This window comes from Glutamicibacter protophormiae (assembly GCF_014647495.1).
GTDB classification, from domain to species: domain Bacteria; phylum Actinomycetota; class Actinomycetes; order Actinomycetales; family Micrococcaceae; genus Glutamicibacter; species Glutamicibacter protophormiae.
In genome coordinates this window covers 284,792-300,531 of the sequence record NZ_BMPH01000002.1, presented here as the reverse complement: position 1 = coordinate 300,531, position 15,740 = coordinate 284,792, and the positions used below count along the sequence as shown (strand labels likewise).

General features: G+C 64.4%; 18 protein-coding genes. 12 read left to right on the top strand and 6 right to left on the bottom strand.

Annotation, left to right across the window (positions count from 1 at the left end; genetic code table 11):
- Window positions 1-113: 113 nt before the first annotated feature.
- Genes IEY43_RS03790 through IEY43_RS03780 form a run of 3 tightly spaced genes read left to right on the top strand, consistent with a single transcriptional unit; the run spans window position 114 to window position 1,756 of the window.
- On the top strand, window positions 114-491 hold the full coding sequence (locus IEY43_RS03790; RefSeq protein ID WP_188947273.1) for a YidH family protein: 378 nt from the start codon (window positions 114-116) through the stop codon (window positions 489-491).
- A gap of 4 nt (window positions 492-495) precedes the next feature.
- Window positions 496-825: a DUF202 domain-containing protein gene (locus tag IEY43_RS03785; protein ID WP_188947272.1), complete on the top strand. Its 330-nt coding sequence runs from the start codon at window positions 496-498 to the stop codon at window positions 823-825.
- 1 nt (window position 826) lies between these two features.
- A complete protein-coding gene (locus tag IEY43_RS03780; RefSeq protein ID WP_188947271.1) occupies window positions 827-1,756 on the top strand; it encodes a LysR substrate-binding domain-containing protein in 930 nt (309 codons plus the stop codon).
- 27 nt (window positions 1,757-1,783) lie between these two features.
- Here the strand turns inward: IEY43_RS03780 and IEY43_RS03775 are convergent, their stop codons facing one another.
- The 4 genes from IEY43_RS03775 to IEY43_RS03760 form a co-directional block, all read right to left on the bottom strand.
- On the bottom strand, window positions 1,784-3,121 hold the full coding sequence (locus tag IEY43_RS03775) for an MFS transporter (protein ID WP_188947270.1): 1,338 nt from the start codon (window positions 3,119-3,121) through the stop codon (window positions 1,784-1,786).
- On the bottom strand, window positions 3,118-4,158 hold the full coding sequence (locus IEY43_RS03770; protein WP_188947269.1) for an MBL fold metallo-hydrolase: 1,041 nt from the start codon (window positions 4,156-4,158) through the stop codon (window positions 3,118-3,120). Before IEY43_RS03770 ends, IEY43_RS03775 begins: the two co-directional genes overlap by 4 nt.
- A 142-nt stretch (window positions 4,159-4,300) precedes the next feature.
- On the bottom strand, window positions 4,301-4,462 hold the full coding sequence (locus IEY43_RS03765; RefSeq protein WP_188947268.1) for a winged helix-turn-helix transcriptional regulator: 162 nt from the start codon (window positions 4,460-4,462) through the stop codon (window positions 4,301-4,303).
- Between the two features lie 210 nt (window positions 4,463-4,672).
- Window positions 4,673-4,810, bottom strand: coding sequence for a hypothetical protein (locus IEY43_RS03760; RefSeq protein WP_188947267.1), 138 nt, complete (start codon window positions 4,808-4,810; stop codon window positions 4,673-4,675).
- 676 nt (window positions 4,811-5,486) lie between these two features.
- Between IEY43_RS03760 and IEY43_RS03755 the strand changes: the two genes are divergently transcribed.
- Together IEY43_RS03755 and IEY43_RS03750 are read left to right on the top strand one after the other, a co-directional pair.
- Complete coding sequence (locus tag IEY43_RS03755) at window positions 5,487-6,164, top strand: hypothetical protein (RefSeq protein ID WP_188947266.1); 678 nt, start codon at window positions 5,487-5,489, stop codon at window positions 6,162-6,164.
- Window positions 6,164-6,664, top strand: coding sequence for a hypothetical protein (locus IEY43_RS03750; RefSeq protein ID WP_188947265.1), 501 nt, complete (start codon window positions 6,164-6,166; stop codon window positions 6,662-6,664). Before IEY43_RS03755 ends, IEY43_RS03750 begins: the two co-directional genes overlap by 1 nt.
- Before the next feature lie 113 nt (window positions 6,665-6,777).
- On the opposite strand, the gene IEY43_RS03745 is transcribed toward IEY43_RS03750, so the two are convergent.
- A complete protein-coding gene (locus tag IEY43_RS03745) occupies window positions 6,778-7,161 on the bottom strand; it encodes a winged helix-turn-helix transcriptional regulator (protein WP_188947264.1) in 384 nt (127 codons plus the stop codon).
- Between the two features lie 85 nt (window positions 7,162-7,246).
- Between IEY43_RS03745 and IEY43_RS03740 the strand changes: the two genes are divergently transcribed.
- From IEY43_RS03740 to IEY43_RS03710, 7 genes are all read left to right on the top strand, one after another.
- Window positions 7,247-7,855 (top strand): NAD(P)-dependent oxidoreductase, encoded by a 609-nt coding sequence (locus tag IEY43_RS03740; RefSeq protein WP_188947263.1) that lies wholly within the window; start codon window positions 7,247-7,249, stop codon window positions 7,853-7,855.
- 148 nt (window positions 7,856-8,003) lie between these two features.
- Window positions 8,004-9,665, top strand: a complete 1,662-nt coding sequence (locus IEY43_RS03735; RefSeq protein WP_188947262.1) for an ABC transporter substrate-binding protein — start codon at window positions 8,004-8,006, stop codon at window positions 9,663-9,665.
- A gap of 7 nt (window positions 9,666-9,672) precedes the next feature.
- Entirely contained in the window at window positions 9,673-10,605 is a 933-nt protein-coding gene (locus IEY43_RS03730; protein ID WP_188947261.1) for an ABC transporter permease, read from the top strand.
- Window positions 10,602-11,399: an ABC transporter permease gene (locus IEY43_RS03725; protein ID WP_188947260.1), complete on the top strand. Its 798-nt coding sequence runs from the start codon at window positions 10,602-10,604 to the stop codon at window positions 11,397-11,399. The genes IEY43_RS03730 and IEY43_RS03725 overlap by 4 nt, the downstream gene beginning before the upstream one ends.
- A complete protein-coding gene (locus IEY43_RS03720; protein ID WP_188947259.1) occupies window positions 11,396-13,024 on the top strand; it encodes a dipeptide ABC transporter ATP-binding protein in 1,629 nt (542 codons plus the stop codon). Before IEY43_RS03725 ends, IEY43_RS03720 begins: the two co-directional genes overlap by 4 nt.
- A gap of 105 nt (window positions 13,025-13,129) precedes the next feature.
- On the top strand, window positions 13,130-13,435 hold the full coding sequence (locus IEY43_RS03715) for a hypothetical protein (protein WP_188947258.1): 306 nt from the start codon (window positions 13,130-13,132) through the stop codon (window positions 13,433-13,435).
- Complete coding sequence (locus IEY43_RS03710) at window positions 13,389-13,859, top strand: hypothetical protein (RefSeq protein WP_188947257.1); 471 nt, start codon at window positions 13,389-13,391, stop codon at window positions 13,857-13,859. Before IEY43_RS03715 ends, IEY43_RS03710 begins: the two co-directional genes overlap by 47 nt.
- Window positions 13,860-13,947: 88 nt before the next feature.
- On the opposite strand, the gene IEY43_RS03705 is transcribed toward IEY43_RS03710, so the two are convergent.
- Window positions 13,948-15,636 carry a long-chain-fatty-acid--CoA ligase gene (locus IEY43_RS03705; RefSeq protein ID WP_188947256.1) on the bottom strand — a complete coding sequence of 563 codons (1,689 nt, stop codon included), beginning with the start codon at window positions 15,634-15,636 and terminating at the stop codon, window positions 13,948-13,950.
- Between the last annotated feature and the right edge of the window lie 104 nt (window positions 15,637-15,740).

Genomic DNA, 15,740 nt, shown 5'->3' with positions numbered 1-15,740 from the left:
GGAAGAGCAGTAAACCCCGCGGCGGCCAGTGCCGGCACGGGGTCGGATCTGAAGATTTTCCGCGGCCAGCACCGGCGTTTTCCGGGCGGAGGCCGCCGCGCGCAAGGATGCCCATGACCCAGAATGACCGCAGCAAACTCGCCCGGACGCTGCTGCCCGAAGGCAGCGAGCCCGATCCGCGATTCACGCTGGCCAACGAACGCACCTTTCTGGCCTGGATCCGCACCTCACTGGCATTCCTGGCCGGAGGCATCGCCCTGGAGGCGTTCACCGCCGGGGCGTTCCCGGGGCCGGTGCGCACCGTTCTGGCTTTTTTCGTAATCGGGGTGGGCATGCTCATCGCACTGGGCGCCGGCGTGCGCTGGGTCCGGGTCGAACGCAGCATGCGCACCGGGAAGCCGCTGCCGCTGCCTGCGATCGTGCCGCTGCTCAGCCTGGGTGCGATCGCCGGAGCCGTGGCGGCGATCGCCATGGTCCTGCTGGGAAGGTAGCGGAATGAAGGAGCAGTTCCCGCTCACCGACCCGGGCTTGCAGCCCGAGCGCACCGTCATGGCCTGGGCCCGCACGCTCGTCTCCTTCCTGGTGGTCTGCGGGGTGTTCCTGCGCTGGGCCCCGCACTACGGCACCGGGGTGCTGGTCCTGGTGGGCATCGCCGTCTGCACCGCCGGAGGCATCTACCTTTCGCAGCGCCGCCGCTATTCGCGGATGGCGCACGGCGTGAAAAACGAACGCATCCATGCCGACGTGGCGGCGGTGCTGGTCATGACCGGCGCGATGCTCGCCCTGGGCGGCAGCGCCATCGTGCTGGTGGCGGTGGGTCTCTGAGATGATCAACTACACGTTGCGCCAGTTGCAGTACTTCGTCGCGGTCGCCGAGGCCGGTTCGCTGTCCGCGGCGGCCGCGGCCTGCCATATCTCGCAGGCCGCGATGAGCCAGTCCATGGCGGATCTGGAACGCGTGGTGGGCAGCCAGCTGCTGGTGCGCAGCCGGGCCCGCGGCGTGGTGCTCACCGCTGTGGGCATCGAGTTCCTCCACGACGCCCGGGCGCTGGTGCGCCATGCCGAGGAAATCCAGGGGCAGATCAGGGAACGCCAGTCGGCGCTCGCCGGGCCGCTGGTCATCGGCTGTTATTCCTCGCTGGCGGCCTTCTGGATCCCGGTGATCTGCGAACGGTTCACCGCCCCGAACCCTGGGCTGCAGGTGAAAATCATCGAGGGCGACGCTGCGGAACTGCAGCGGCGCATGCTGCAGGGGCATCTGGATGTGGTGCTGACCCACACCCGGCACCTGCTGGATGACGTGGAGCACCGGGTGGTGATGTCCGGGCGCCCCTATGTGCTGGTCGCCGCCTCGCATCGCTTCGCCGAGCGCGGTGCGGTGAAACTGGAGGAACTGGCCGAGGACGATTTCGTTTCCCTGGACTTGCCCACGGTGCGCGACAACCAGCTGGTGAACCTGCGGATGTCGGGGCTTGACCCGAAGATCCGCTGGAGCTCCCAGAGCTTCGAGGCGGTGCGCGGCATGGTGGCCCGCGGGTTGGGCTACACCGTGCTGGTACAGCGCCCTCCGGTGGACCTGAGCTACGATGGGCTGCCGCTGGCGGTGCTGGAGATCGACGGACCGGTGGGCTACAGCGACATCTGCGTGGCCTACACCGCAACCAAGCGCCCCAGCCTTCGGCTGCGCGCGTTCCTGGATTTCTGCGAGGAAGTCGGCGCCGAACGCGACAGCCGGGCCGCCCAGGAGAATTCCTGAACGGCCCGGCACCATGGATCGGCGGACCTAGAGGTCCTGCGCTTCGAGGTCGGCGTCCTTGCCTTCCTTCATGCCGCGCATGGCCAGCGCGGCGATGATGAATGTCGCGGCCCAGACCACGCCGACCAGCCACAGCTTGCCTCCGGCCACCAGCACCAGGCCGGCCACGATCATCGGGGTGAAGCCGGCGCCGACGGTGGAGGAGAGCTGGTAGACCAGCGAAGCTCCGGTGTAGCGGATGCGGGTCGGGAACAGCTCGGCGGTGAACGCGCCGAAGGGGCCGAAGATGCAGGCCTGGACGATGCCGTTGGCAATGAACAGCGCGATGGCGAACAGCCATAGCTGCCCCAGCTCCAGCATGAACATGATCGGCAGGGCCAGCAGCGCGCCGGCCAGGATGCCGACCATCATCACCGGGCGGCGGCCGTACTTGTCCGAGTAGCGGGCGGCGAACCAGATGCCCACCACGGTCAGCGCGGCGCCGATGGCCTTGATGTTCAGCACGCTGGTGCGGTCCATGCCCAGGTCGTCCACCACGAAGGAGATGGCCCAGACGGTCATCAGTCCCTGCACGGTGTAGGAGCTCATGCCCACCAGGGTGCCGCGGATGACGGACTTCGGGTAGCGGGTGAGCACCTCGCGGATCGGGGTCTTGCGCTCCTCGGCCTTCTGCTCCAGGGACAGGAACAGCGGGGATTCGGTGACCTTCAGGCGGATGACCAGGCCGATGCCGACCAGCGCGATGCTCAGGATGAACGGAATGCGCCAGCCCCAGGCCAGGAACTGGTCGTCGGGCAGCAGCGAGACCGCGGAGACGGCCAGGGTTGCCATGACCGCGCCGGCCGGGCCGCCCATGTTCGCGAAGCTGGCCGCGAAGCCGCGGCGCTCCTTCGGGGCGTGTTCCAGGGCCATGAGCATCGCTCCGCCCCATTCCCCGCCCACGGCCAGGCCCTGCACCACACGCAGGACGATCAGCGCGATGGGGGCGAGCATGCCCACCTGCGCTGTGGGAGGCAGCAGGCCGATGAGGGTCGAGGCGCCGCCCATCATGGCCATCGAGGTGATCAGCACGCCCTTGCGGCCCATCTTGTCGCCGAAGTGGCCGAAGACGATGCCGCCCAGCGGGCGGGCCAGGTAGCCCACCGCCAGAGTGGCGAAGGAGGCGAAGATCGCGACGCCCGGGGTGAGGTTGGTGAAGAAGATCTTGTTGAAGACCAGCGACGCCGCGGTGGCGTAGAGGATGAAATCGTAGAATTCGATGGCGCTGCCCAGGAAGCTCGAAGCCAGGATGCGCCGCATTTGGGGCGACGAGAGGCTTGGAACTTGCAGGCCCGGGTCGTGCTCGTGCTTCACAGTGTTACTCATGCTACTGCCATTTCAGAGGTCGTGCGGGCGAAGGAGATGACGTCCAGGTCGTTGGGGACGAGGAATCTTCCGGAGAAGGCGTCGGCGTGTGCATGCCAGACCGAATCCGGGGTGGTTCCGGGAACCAGGTGGTGCAGCGCGAGGGCGGCCGCGCCGGCGCGTTCGGCGAGGTCGATCGCCTGCAGCGCCGAGGTGTGGGACCGGCGGTGGTGGTCCATGGAGGCTTCGGCTTCCTCGGTGCCCAGCGAGCCGTAGGCGCGCTGCACCCAGTCGAAGTCGATGGCTTCGTGCAGCAGCAGGTCGGTGCCGCGGGCCAGCCGCACCAGGTTCTCGCAGGGCGCGGTGTCCCCGGAGATGGTCACCGAGCCCTGCGCGGTGTCGAAGCGGAAGGCGAAGGCCGGGGCGATCGGCGGATGCTTGACCAGCGTGGCGGTCACCGTGACCAGCTCGTCCCGGTAGATCTCGAAGGGCTCGAAGTCCTGCGGGGTCGGGTTCTGGTTCGGGTGGTATCCCCCGGCGGCCGGAATCCGAATGTCGCTGGCCTGGAAATAGTCCAGCGGCGAGGGTCGCAGGGCGTCGATCACGCGGTCGTTCAGGTCCGTGGCGTAGGCCTGCATCAGCGAGGCGAACATCGACGCGGTGCCCGGGGTGGGGTTGTCCGGGAACAGCGGCTCGGGGGCTACGACGGCCCGCGGCGAGACTGGGGGGAGCTCGCCGCGGTCGCCGGGACCGATGATCTGCACCGGCTGCTTGTCGCGCGCCATGGTGAACAGACCGAAGATCGACAGCGAGGCCAGGTCGATGGTGTGGTCCGAATGCAGGTGGGTGAGGAAGATGCCGCGCAGGTCCCCGGGGGTGAACCCCGCCTTCATCAACTGGTTGCCCACTCCGGTTCCCGCGTCGACCAAATACACCGCCGTACCCACGACCACCGCGGTGGCGATGCCGGAGCGGCGTCCGGCGTTCTCGCCGGTCCACCAACGCGGACCGCCTGCGGTGCCCAGGGTAACGACGTGGGGGGTGAGATTTTCGGACACGGGATTCGCCCTTTCACGAACTGGCTGCTGACTCTTCAATCATCGTGAGGGCGCTTACATTCGTAAAACTGTTTTTATCTACGAACAACCATAGTTTTACTTATGAAGTGGGCCGCAGGCCCGGAATGACGGCGATCCAGGCCTACAGCGCGGCGCCGTCCCGGGTGCGGTCGAACTCGTCGCGGGCGCGCAGCACGCCCGGCACGTGCTCCTCGGACCAGAGCCGGATGGCCTCCAGGGGGCCCAGCAGGCTGCGGCCCACCTCGCTCAGTTCGTAGTCCACGCGCACCGGAACCTGTAACATGCCATGTTTTGCAGTTCAAGAATCGACATAAATGCTGTTTTGATGGTCTAGCAGCCCTGTGTAGGTGATCCCCTTACCAAGAATTGGTGTTTCGGCACGCCAAAAAAGATGCGATCGGATCATAAGTAAATTAAGTACCGCATCCGGCACCATTGCATTGAACAACGTGGAGAGTAATGGCCTACCCGTGACCTCGTTGAACATCTCGGCTCAGTCAACACCAACATCGATCTTGCCGTCCTGACGGCAACCGCGAAAGATCGGGTGCTTCTCGGCCAAGTCGCGCTCGACTTCGACTCCCAGCAGGCGCCGGTGGCCATGTGCGATATCCCGAACGAGATCATGCACGAACTCACCTCTGAAACACATTCCGTCGGGTGGCTGCTCAGCACCCCAGCAAACGCTGACACGAAAGTGCTCGTATCCCCAGCCACTGATCTATGGGACGTTATTGAAGCGGCCTACGGCCGGCTCAAATTCAGCATCCTTGACGGTCCGACGGTCAAAGCCATAGTCCAAGCACAATTAATCAATTGGACGTCGAAGGCCGACACAAATCGGATCTTGAACCGCATTCGATCACCTTATCCCTCGCTAGGCACTCCGCTCCGCAGCCTGCACACCCGCACTGAATAGACCCCAGCGACAATCATTCCAAAGCGATGGTCAGTTACCTGTCGGTAGTCGGTGGTCTGGCATACTTGGTTATACACAATGCCAACATGCAAAGAGTCGAAAAACCGCTTTAAGCGCCACTAAAACTCAAGAGTAAATTTCCATTTCTAAAAAACGGCGCCCCTGCATGATTCAATACATCATCCTTGTGATCTCAGTTCAAGTTCGACACATGCCTCAGGCCTCAACCTTCCTCATGCTCGCAATGAGCCGTAATGTTCTCAACCAAATGAGCCCTCAGCATCAATCACGCTTATAGACAAAAATACGATTTTGGTGTTTCATGTTCTAAACGCACAAGCAGAACGATCATCACACCCTATTGTCCTCTAAGGGAGTTGAGCTCAAAATGACGGAATTAGCAGAAGAAAAAGATGACCACAGCAACAGGAGTTATGAAGGTCTCAATGCGTCCGAACCAATCAGGTCCAGTCTCGCTACTCTTCGTGACGCAAGGAACATGGTCGAACAAATTCGCCATGGAAGTTCCGTCTCATCTGCCCTTGGAAATGAGCTCAAAAACGAAGAAGAATTGCAAAAATATTTTGCATTTTTAGCGAGCAACATTGAGGAACACTCTGAAGATCTCACAAACTTGTTCAGCCAGGCTTTTGGAATTCCACCCCGCGTCTCAGCAAAACGATTTCTCGCATACCTTGATTTCAGTCGAGGGGGCTATCTTGCTTGGCTTGAAGAGCAAGATCGATTGGTCGGGATTTTTAATATTAAGAAAATTCAAACACATAAGTATCCTCGATACTCTCGAAAGATGATCCGGCGAACAAAAAGTGACCTAATCATTGATGAAAACATGCTATCTGGCAATTCTATTAAATATTACTGCTCCACCATTGCCGAAAGCATCCAAGCATGCCACACAATCAAGAAGAGAAGGGCTCGCAAGAAACGGCTGAATCGATCTTTTCATATTATTGACGGTTTGCTGATCTTACTTGATTCAGAAACTGTCGCTTCCGTAAATGTTTCGAAAATTTCCCTCGCATTAGCATACGGTCAAACTCGATAATGTTCGCCGATTTAGATCCTGGTTCCATAGTTGCGTGGATTGCCCTTTTCGTATCTATAGCAAATTCCGCGACAATGATTTATAAATTTTTCCACAACAGGCATAAGGCCATAATTCGCGCAGGAAATAGTGTTTTATTTTCAGTCAGCAAAGATAATGAAGCCGTGGTCACGAACTACTTGCCCGAACCAATTAGAAACGTGGAGGTCATAGACCTGCGAAAAATTGGCACTGAACTGCGTGTAAATGAGGTTGCCCCTGGAGCAAGTTACCCCTTCGATAAATTGAAAGTTTCTTCGATTCAGAAGTCACAATACATTTGGGGCATTCGCTACCTAGACACTAGCAACATGGAATGGATTGTCACAATTGACTCCACAGTTGAAAGATTTGGAAAATTTGCGCGCGCCAAGGCCATGACAAGGAATTTTATTTCATACCTAAAAGAGAGAAGAGATTTACGTAAATTAAACGATCCACCTCAAAGAAATGACATTTAAGTACACAATATTTTACGCAATTACAATTCTTTTTTACTATTTTTCATTGGAATAATCCTGTTGCACGTCGCACTTCTCAAAAGTATAGAAATAACCTGCGTCTCTGGCCACTGTCAGCTTTCGCTTGGCTCTGACCTGCGGTCAAACTCGCCGCGGGCGCGCAGCACGCCGGGCACGTGCTCCTCGGACCAGAGCCGGATGGCCTCCAGGGGACCCAGCAGGCTGCGGCCCACCTCGCTCAGTTCGTAGTCCACGCGCACCGGGACCTGGGCGGTGACGGTGCGCAGCAGCAGGCCGTCGCGCTCGAGGGTGCGCAGCGTGCTGGTGAGCACCTTGGGGGTCACCGCGCCGATGCGCTGACGTAACGCGGAGAAACGTAGCGGCCCGCCGGCGAGCGCCAGCAGCACCAGCGGGGTCCACTTGTCGCCCAGTCGCTGCATGATTTCACGCGAGGGGCAGCCCTGCACAAACACGTTGAAATCCCGGTCGCTTTCCATAGGGAAACCTAGTTTCGTTGTAGTGTCCAGTATCCAAAAGATACCATTGAGCTGAATTCACCTTCAACGAAAGGCATGGACCTCCATGAAGATTGCAGTCTACGGAGCCACCGGCATGGTCGGCAGCCAGATCATCGCCGAGGCGGCTTCCCGCGGCCACGAACTCACCGCAGTCACCCGCTCGGGCAAGGAGGTGGACGGGGCCGCCGCCGTGGCCGCGGACCTCGGCGACATCGCCGCCTACCGCCAGCTGGGCAAGGCCAACGACGTGGTCGTCATCGCCGTGCCGCCGTCGCGCACCGGCGGGGACCACCAGGAGTACCTGGACGCCTTCGAGGAGATCACCGAGACCCTCACCGACGCCCGGCTGCTCGTCGTCGGCGGCGCCGGCGCAACCGAGGTCGACGGCGTGCGCCTGCTCGACACCGAGGGCTTCCCGGAAGAGTACAAGGCGGAGGCGCGCACCTGCGGCGAGGTGTACGACATGTTCACCTCGGTCTCCGGCATCACCTGGACCGTCGCCGCCCCTGCCCCGGTCATCGCCCCGGGCGTCCGCACCGGCAGCTACACGCTGGGCACCGATTCGCCGGCCGGCGGCTTCGTCTCCACCCAGGATTTCGCCGTGGCGATCCTGGACGAGATCGAGACCCCGGTGCATGCGAACCGCCGCATGACCGTGGCCAGCGAAAAGTAGGTCGCGGCTCCGCCCGCACGCCGCCCCGGGGTGTGAACTGGCTCGCAATGGCCGCTTCGCCCGGCACCAAGAGTGTCGCCGCAAGGCCCGGGTGGCTAGGCTGGTAGATGGTCATCTCCCATCCATCCAATGAGGTAAGTTTCAGCCCATGCAAAGAAACCAGCGCGCCCGCCGCCTGCTCTCCAGCGCCGCGGCCTTCGGCATCGCGTCCATCGTCCTGGCCGGATGCTCTTCGTCCTCGGGCACCGGGTCCGCGCAGGACGCCACCCCGGTATCCGGCGGCACCCTGGTCTACGCCTCCGGCGACGCGGAGCCAAGCTGCCTGGATCCGCATGTCGGCGGAAACTACCCGCAGGCCCTGGTCGCCAGCCAGTACCTGGAGTCCCTGTTCACCAAGGACTCCGAAGGCAAGATCATCCCGTGGCTGGCCGAATCCACCGAGGTTTCCGAGGACGGGCTGACCCGTACCATCACCCTGCGCGAGGGCATCACCTTCACCGACGGCAGCGAGCTGACCGCGCAGGCCATCAAGGCCAACATCGAGCACCTGCAGGATCCGAACACCGCCTCCTCCACCGGCTACCTGGCCGTGGGCAAGGTGGACCAGGTCAAGGTCCTCGACGAGCGCACCGCCGAGCTGAAGCTCTCCGCCCCGGACAACGCGCTGCTCGAATCGCTGTCCATGCCGTGGACCGCCATCCAGTCGCCCGCCGCGCTGGAGCGCGACCAGGCCACCAACTGCGCCGCCCCGGTAGGCACCGGGCCGTTCAAGGTGCAGTCCTGGGAACACCAGCAGGCGGTGAACCTGGTGCGCAACGAGAACTACGTGCCGCCGGTGGCCGATCCTTCCCGCACGCAGCCCACCGCCTACCTGGACGGCATCACCTGGCGCTTCATCCCCGAAGCCGCCACCCGCTACGCGGCGCTGGCCTCCGGCGAGGTCGACGTGATCGACAACGCCCAGCCGGACACCATCGCCTCCGCCGCGCAGGGCGGCACCCTGGGCCACCTGGACGCCCCGCGCCCGGGAGCCTCCAACCGCCTGGAACTGAACAGTTCCAAGGCCCCGTTCAACGACGCCAAGGTGCGCGAGGCGTTCATCCGCTCGGTGGACGTCAATGCCGGCATCACCTCGCTATTCTTCGACACCGCCAAGCGCAGCTACTCGCTGCTCTCCAGCGTGGAACCGCTGGGGATCTCCGATGAAGCTCTGTTCACCGCCGATCCGGCCAAGGCCAACTCCCTGCTGGACCAGGCCGGCTGGACCGAGCGCGACGCGGACGGCTACCGCGCCAAGGACGGCAAGCGCCTGTCCGTCACCTTCCCGGTGTCCACCAACCAGTCGGTTCCGGCCGAGCAGTCGCTGTTCGAGCAGTTCCAGGCCTCCGCGAAGGCTGTGGGCTTCGAGGTGAAGATCGAGCTGCTGGACTTGTCCAGCTGGTACGGCGCTCTGGCCGAGCACGACTACGACCTGGTCTCCGCCCCGTACACCAAGGTCGGCCCGTCCGTGCTGCGCATCCTCTACCACTCCGATTCCACGGTTCCCGCGCCATCGGGCTACTTCGCCAACAACGCCCAGGTCAAGAACCCGGCACTGGACAAGCTGCTGACCGAGGCCGAGCAGACCGACGACGAGGCGCAGCGCGCCCAGCTCTACGCGCAGGCGCAGAAGATCGTGCTGGAAGGCTACTACGTGCTGCCGCTGTACGACCAGCAGAACCACTTCCTGTACGGTGCGCAGGTCAAGGGCATGGGCGCCACCACCTCGGTGTCCTCCCCGATCTACACCGACGTGTTCCTGGCCAAGTAACCCGCCCATGGGAACACTCGGCTGGGCCGCCCGGAAGCTCGGCGGGGCGCTGGTGGTTCTGTGGCTGGTGGCCACCGCCATCTTCATCGGCATCCGGCTGATCCCCGGCGACCCCGCCGAGGCCATCATGGGCGGGCCCGGCTCCCAGGCCTCGGCGCAGGCGCTGGCCGCCGCCCGCGCCGAATTCGGTCTGGACCAGCCGGCGGCCGTGCAGTACCTGATGTTCCTGGGCAAGCTGGCGCGGCTGGACTTCGGCACCTCCTACGCGCTCAAGCGCCCGGTGACCGACGTGATGGCCGAGGTGCTGCCCAAGACCATCATCCTGGCCCTGCTGGCGCTGGCCGCTGCCTGGGCACTGGCGCTGCTCTTCGCCGCGCTGGCCATGCGGGCCAACCGCTTCGGTGCCTGGCTGGGCGGCATGGTGGAGATCGTGGCTGCCGCCGTCCCGCACTTCTGGCTTGGCGCGGTGCTGATCATGGTCTTCTCCTCCGCCCTGGGCTGGCTGCCCGCGGTGGACAACGGCACCGCGGCCGGGCTGGTGCTGCCGGTGCTGACCCTGGCGCTGCCGCTGGCCGGCTTCCTCACCCAGCTCATGCGCGATTCGCTGGCCACTGCCATGTCCAGCCAGTTCGCTCTGGCGGCCCGGGCCCGCGGCGAAAGCCGGCTGGCGGTCTTCTGGCGCCACGGCCTGCGGCATGCCTCGCTGCCGGCGCTGAACCTGACCGGCTGGGCGTTCTCTTCCCTTCTCTCCGGCGCGGTGGTGGTCGAGGTGATCTTCGCCCGCCCCGGGCTGGGACGCTCGTTGCTCTCCGCGGTGCTGGCCCGCGACATCCCCATGGTCACCGGCCTGGCGTTGTTCTCCGCGCTGGTCTACATCCTGGTCATGGCGCTGACCGACGCCGTACAGCGCGCCATCGACCCGGCGGGAGCCGCCTCATGAGCCGGCTGTCAAAGATCCTTGCGTGGCTGTTCATCGCCTTCTGGGCGCTGACCGCCCTAGCTCCGGCGCTGATCACCCCGGGCGACCCGCTGGCCATCAACCCCGCCCAGGCGTTTCAGGCGCCGGGCGCCGGCCACGTATTCGGCACCGATGAATCCGGGCGGGACATCTACACCCGCGTCATCCACGGTGCCGGCGATTCGCTGTTCATCGGCCTGGCCGCCACCGCGGTGGGCATGGGGCTGGCCATCGTGCTGGGCACCCTGGCCGCCATGGCGCCGCGCTGGCTGGACGGCATCATCCTGCGGGTGCTCGAAGCACTGTATTCCATCCCCTCGCTGCTGCTCGCGCTGCTGATCATCGCGTTCACCGGACCCGGCGTGGGACCTGCCATCATCGCGGTGGGCCTGTCCACCGCGCCGGGCTACGCGCGCCTGGTGCGCAGCCAGATCCGCACGCTGAAGAATTCCGAAATGCTGGAAGCGGCCACCGTGCTGGGCCGCGGCACCTGGCTGAAAGTCCGCAACCACCTGGTGCCCAACGCGCTCAAGCCGCTGCTCGCCCTGGTCACCCTGGGGGTGGGACAGGCGGTCATCTGGGCCGCGGCGCTGTCCTTCCTGGGCCTGGGCACTCCCCCGCCTGCGCCCGAATGGGGCGCCATGCTTTCGGCCGGGCGCACCTACCTGCATTTGGCCTGGTGGATGAGCCTGTTCCCGGGCCTGGCCATCGTGGTCGTGGCCGCCGGGGCCACGCTGATCGGCCGGGCTCTGGGCGGAAAGGCCAGAACCATATGAGCATCGAATCCCAGTCCTCCGGGCAGGAGCGAGCACCGCTGATCACCGTCTCCAACCTCTCGGTCAGCTTCGGCTGCACCGTCGCGGTGCAGGACGTCTCCTTCACCCTGTCCCCGGGCCGCGCCCTGGCGCTGGTCGGCGAATCAGGGTCCGGCAAATCCGTGACCGCGCGCAGCCTGCTGGGACTGTCCGGCGGCACCGTCACCGCTGACACGCTGCAGGTCTGCGGCCGCGACGGCCTGGCGCTGCGCGACCGCCAGTGGCAGGGCATCCGCGGCAATGCCGTGTCCATGATCCTGCAGGATGCGCTGATGGCGCTGGACCCGCTGCGCCCGGTGGGCCGGGAAATCGGCGACGCGTTGAAGGTCCACGGCTCCTACTCCCGTGCCGAGCGCCGCGCCCGGGTCATCGACGCCTTGAAGCGGGTGCACCTGCCGGATCCCGAACTGCGGGCGCGGCAGCGCTCCACCGAACTGTCCGGAGGCATGCGCCAGCGCGCGTTGATCGCCCAGGCGCTGATCGGCGACCCGCAGGTGGTCATCGCCGACGAGGCGACCACCGCGCTGGATTCGAAGCTGACCGCCCTGGTGCTGCAGCAGCTGCGCCAGCTGAAGGAGCAGGGCCGCGCGGTGCTGATGATCAGCCACGACCTGGCCCAGGTCGCGAACCTGGCCGACGAGATCGCTGTGATGCGCCGCGGGAAGATCGTGGAGCACGGGCCCGCCGCCGGCGTGCTGGAAGATCCGCAGCACGAGTACACCCGCACGCTGCTGCGGGCAGTTCCCTCCGGCGTCCCGCGTTTTGTCCCGCTTTCCGCTTCCCCGGCGCCTGCCGCGCCCACGGCCGTGGCGGCCGATGCCGCAGACTCGGCGCCGGCACTGCGCGCGCAGAATCTGTCCATGTCCTTCGGCGGCCGCCGGGCCGTGGACTCGGTGTCCTTCGAACTGCCCAGCGGCACCACGCTGGGTCTCGTCGGAGAATCCGGGTCCGGGAAAACCACCACCGCACGCATCGTGCTGGGACTGCAGAAACCCGACTCCGGGCAGGTCCAGCTGCTGGGCCAGGAGTTCGCCCCGCGCAAGGAGTCCCAGCGCCGGGAACTGCGCCGCGCCATGGGCGCGATCTACCAGAACCCGCTGGGTTCCTTCGACCCCCGCTACACGGCTGGCCAGCTGCTCGCCGACGCGCTGAGCAAAGGCAAGTCCAAGCGCGCGGCCGGCGGATACCGCGACGAGGTGGCGCAGCTGCTGGAGCAGGTGGAACTTGATCCCGCACTCGCCTCGCGCAACCCGCGCGAGCTGTCCGGAGGCCAGCGCCAGCGCCTGGCCATCGCCCGGGCGTTGGCTCCCCAGCCCGCGGTGCTGGTGCTCGACGAGCCGGTGTCCGCCTTGGACGTGTCGATCCAGGCGACGGTGCTTGACCTGCTGGACCGCATCCAGCAGGAAACGGGAACCAGCTACCTGTTCATTTCCCACGACCTGTCGGTCATCGAACACATGAGCGACCGAGTCGCGGTGATGACCCGGGGGCGGATCGTGGAGCAGGCAGATACCGCGCAGATCTTCGGGGACCCGCAGCATGAGTACACCAAGTCACTGCTCTCGGCGATGCCGCGGCTTCGCTAGCGGGTTTCCGGCCGCCCACCTGCGCGGCGGCATGTAGAGCGAGCCATAGGAGAGACATGAGTTCTAGCTGCTTGGCTTTGGCCAATCAGGAAAGGAGATCGAACGATGAACGATCCAATCGCAATCAAATTCTGCGTCACGGCCCTGCGCACAGATCAGGAACAGCTGGAGGTCGCAAGACGCCTGATCGATTTGGTGCAGCGTTCCGACCTGGATGACCATGTGGGAGTCTGGATGCAGGGCACCGCGCCACAGCTTAGCGTGCATGCCCATTCCGAGCCCGGATACACCCCCGAAATCCACCGAGATTGGATTGACGACATCGAAGAACAGCTCAGCGAGCTGACAAGGAGCCATATTCCACATGCTGAATTCGTTGCGCACATTGCTCCGGAAAGCCTCATCTGCTGAATACCCTGCCTCAAGCGCTCGGATCGAAACAACCATGCACACCTCCACCAGCGCTGATGGAACGACGATCTATCGAGGGTTGGACATCAGTTCTTCCTCATACCGCTGGGACAGCATCACCGCCGAGCACTTGGGCTATTGGATCAATCGATTGCCCCACCTGCGAACCCCGTTCCTGACCATTGCCAAGCCCCGGCCGGGAGTGGAGCACCCGGAATTCGTGCAAACCTACTGGGAGTCCGGTCAGGAATTCACCTTCGAGTGGTGGAACTACTCCCGACCTGGCCTGCATCGCGTGTGCACCGTAAGATCGGCACAACGGCTGGTCCAGCTGATCCACAGCTGGCTGGATGGCGATGACAGCCAGCTGGAGAGCGAGCAGTGGGCCGAAGAATACTTCAAGGTCAAGATCCGTAAGCGCTGAGCTGCCAAACCAGCCTGCGGTTGCTGGAGGGATAGCGCGGCAGGGCCGCCGGGTTGCGGCTGCTGGCTATCCCCTCGATGGGCTTGCATCAGATGGAATCGACCAGGCCGTCCTTGACCTGCTTGCGCAGGATCTTGCCCAGCATCGAGCGTGGCATCTCGTCGATGGCGAGGATGCGCTTGGGAACCTTGTAGGCGGCCAGCAGCTCACGGCAGTGCTCGCGCAGCGCGTCCTCGTCCAGGGCCGCGCCCTCTTCCAGCTGGACGGCGGCAACCACCATCTCGCCACCGCGGGCCAGCGGCTTTCCGAAGGCGGCGGCGTCGGCGACGTCCGCATGCTGGCGCAGCGCGATTTCAACCTCGGTCGGCGACACGTTGAAACCGCCGGTGATGATCAGTTCCTTGGCGCGGTCCACCATTGTGGCGAAGCCCGCCTCGTCCACGGCGACCACGTCGCCGGTGTGCAGCCAGCCGTCCGCGGTCAGGGTTTTCGCGGTTTCCTCCGGATTGTTCCAGTAGCCCCGGAAGACCTGCGGCCCCTTGATCAGCAGCTCGCCGGGCTCGCCCTGAGCCACTTCACGGCTCGGGTCGTCCACGTCGACAACCTTCATCAAGGTGGAAGGGAACGGCACCCCGATGGTGCCTGCATGACGGCTTGGGTGGAACGGGTTGCCCATGGCCACCGGCGAGGACTCGGTCATTCCGTAGCCCTCGACCAGCAGGCCGCCGGACATCGATTCCCACAGCTCCACCACGTGGTCCGGGAGGTTCATCGCGCCGGAAATGCAGTACTTGGCGCTGGCCAAGGACATGCCGCGCTCCTTGGCGGCCAGAGCGGTGCGCTCGTAGATCGGCGGCACCGCGCAGTACACGCTGGCCGGGGACTTCTTCCACGCGTCCAGGATCATGTCCGGGTCGAACTTCGGGAAAAGCACCAGCAGGCCCTGCTTCTTCACTCCGAAGGTCAGGTACAGGGTCATGCCGAAGGCATGGAACATCGGCAGGATCGCATAGAGGATTTCCTTGCGCTCCTGCGCCCCGTGCATCCAGGCTTCGCCCTGCAGGGCGTTGGAGTACAGGTTGAAGTGGGTGAGCATGGCGCCCTTGGGACGCCCGGTGGTGCCCGAGGTGTACTGGATGACCGCGAGGTCCTGGACCTGCGGGTACGGATGCCCGGCATCCAGCGGCGCGGACTTGAGCAGCTGCTTGAACGAGCTGGTGCCGCGCGTGCGACTGGTCAGCGAATTCTTGGTCTCGCGCAGCTTCTTGACCGGGAGGCTCAGCGCCAGGCGCTTGACGGCAGGGAAGGCGTCCAGCAGGTTCACCGCGACGATCGAGTCGATCTGGATGTCCTTCGGGAATTCCTGGACGTGCTCGACCACCTTGTCCCAGGCGATGACCACGCGCGCCTGGTGGTCCTCGAACTGGTGGCGCAGTTCGCGCGAGGTGTACAGCGGGTTGTGCTCGACCACCACGGCGCCCAGGCGGAGCACCGCATAGAACGCGATGACGTGCTGCGGGCAGTTGGGCAGGATCAGCGCCACCCGGTCCCCGGCGCGCACGCCGAGCTTGCGCAGCCCTTCGGCGGCCCGCTGGACCTGCTCTCCGAGTTCCTTGTAGCTCATCCGCCGGCCGAAGAACTCGGTGGCCGGGCTGGACCCGGCTTCGAGCACCGAGCGTTCGAACATGTGGCTCAGCGATTCGGTGGGCAGCTTGATTTCGGCGGGAACGCCGGGCTGGTAGTTGGCGGTCCAGGCAGGTGCGGATGAATTCTCCATGCTCCCATCATGCCTTGTCCCGCATCCGCCGGAAACTCCCGCAGCGGACGCAGTCCCCGTCCCGCCTTGGAATTCGCCGAGCCGGGTACCGCCGGCATCCGTGA

Excerpts from the sequence above, each read along its gene's own strand:
- IEY43_RS03710 (WP_188947257.1), top strand. The coding sequence starts at position 13,389 with ATGCTGAATTCGTTGCGCACATTGCTCCGGAAAGCCTCATCTGCTGAA.
- IEY43_RS03790 (WP_188947273.1), top strand. The coding sequence starts at position 114 with ATGACCCAGAATGACCGCAGCAAACTCGCCCGGACGCTGCTGCCCGAA.
- IEY43_RS03785 (WP_188947272.1), top strand. The coding sequence starts at position 496 with ATGAAGGAGCAGTTCCCGCTCACCGACCCGGGCTTGCAGCCCGAGCGC.
- IEY43_RS03705 (WP_188947256.1), bottom strand. The coding sequence starts at position 15,636 with ATGGAGAATTCATCCGCACCTGCCTGGACCGCCAACTACCAGCCCGGC.
- IEY43_RS03780 (WP_188947271.1), top strand. The coding sequence starts at position 827 with ATGATCAACTACACGTTGCGCCAGTTGCAGTACTTCGTCGCGGTCGCC.
- IEY43_RS03765 (WP_188947268.1), bottom strand. The coding sequence starts at position 4,462 with ATGTTACAGGTTCCGGTGCGCGTGGACTACGAACTGAGCGAGGTGGGC.
- IEY43_RS03735 (WP_188947262.1), top strand. The coding sequence starts at position 8,004 with ATGCAAAGAAACCAGCGCGCCCGCCGCCTGCTCTCCAGCGCCGCGGCC.
- IEY43_RS03775 (WP_188947270.1), bottom strand. The coding sequence starts at position 3,121 with ATGAGTAACACTGTGAAGCACGAGCACGACCCGGGCCTGCAAGTTCCA.
- IEY43_RS03725 (WP_188947260.1), top strand. The coding sequence starts at position 10,602 with ATGAGCCGGCTGTCAAAGATCCTTGCGTGGCTGTTCATCGCCTTCTGG.
- IEY43_RS03715 (WP_188947258.1), top strand. The coding sequence starts at position 13,130 with ATGAACGATCCAATCGCAATCAAATTCTGCGTCACGGCCCTGCGCACA.
- IEY43_RS03730 (WP_188947261.1), top strand. The coding sequence starts at position 9,673 with ATGGGAACACTCGGCTGGGCCGCCCGGAAGCTCGGCGGGGCGCTGGTG.
- IEY43_RS03750 (WP_188947265.1), top strand. The coding sequence starts at position 6,164 with ATGTTCGCCGATTTAGATCCTGGTTCCATAGTTGCGTGGATTGCCCTT.
- IEY43_RS03745 (WP_188947264.1), bottom strand. The coding sequence starts at position 7,161 with ATGGAAAGCGACCGGGATTTCAACGTGTTTGTGCAGGGCTGCCCCTCG.
- IEY43_RS03740 (WP_188947263.1), top strand. The coding sequence starts at position 7,247 with ATGAAGATTGCAGTCTACGGAGCCACCGGCATGGTCGGCAGCCAGATC.
- IEY43_RS03720 (WP_188947259.1), top strand. The coding sequence starts at position 11,396 with ATGAGCATCGAATCCCAGTCCTCCGGGCAGGAGCGAGCACCGCTGATC.
- IEY43_RS03755 (WP_188947266.1), top strand. The coding sequence starts at position 5,487 with ATGACGGAATTAGCAGAAGAAAAAGATGACCACAGCAACAGGAGTTAT.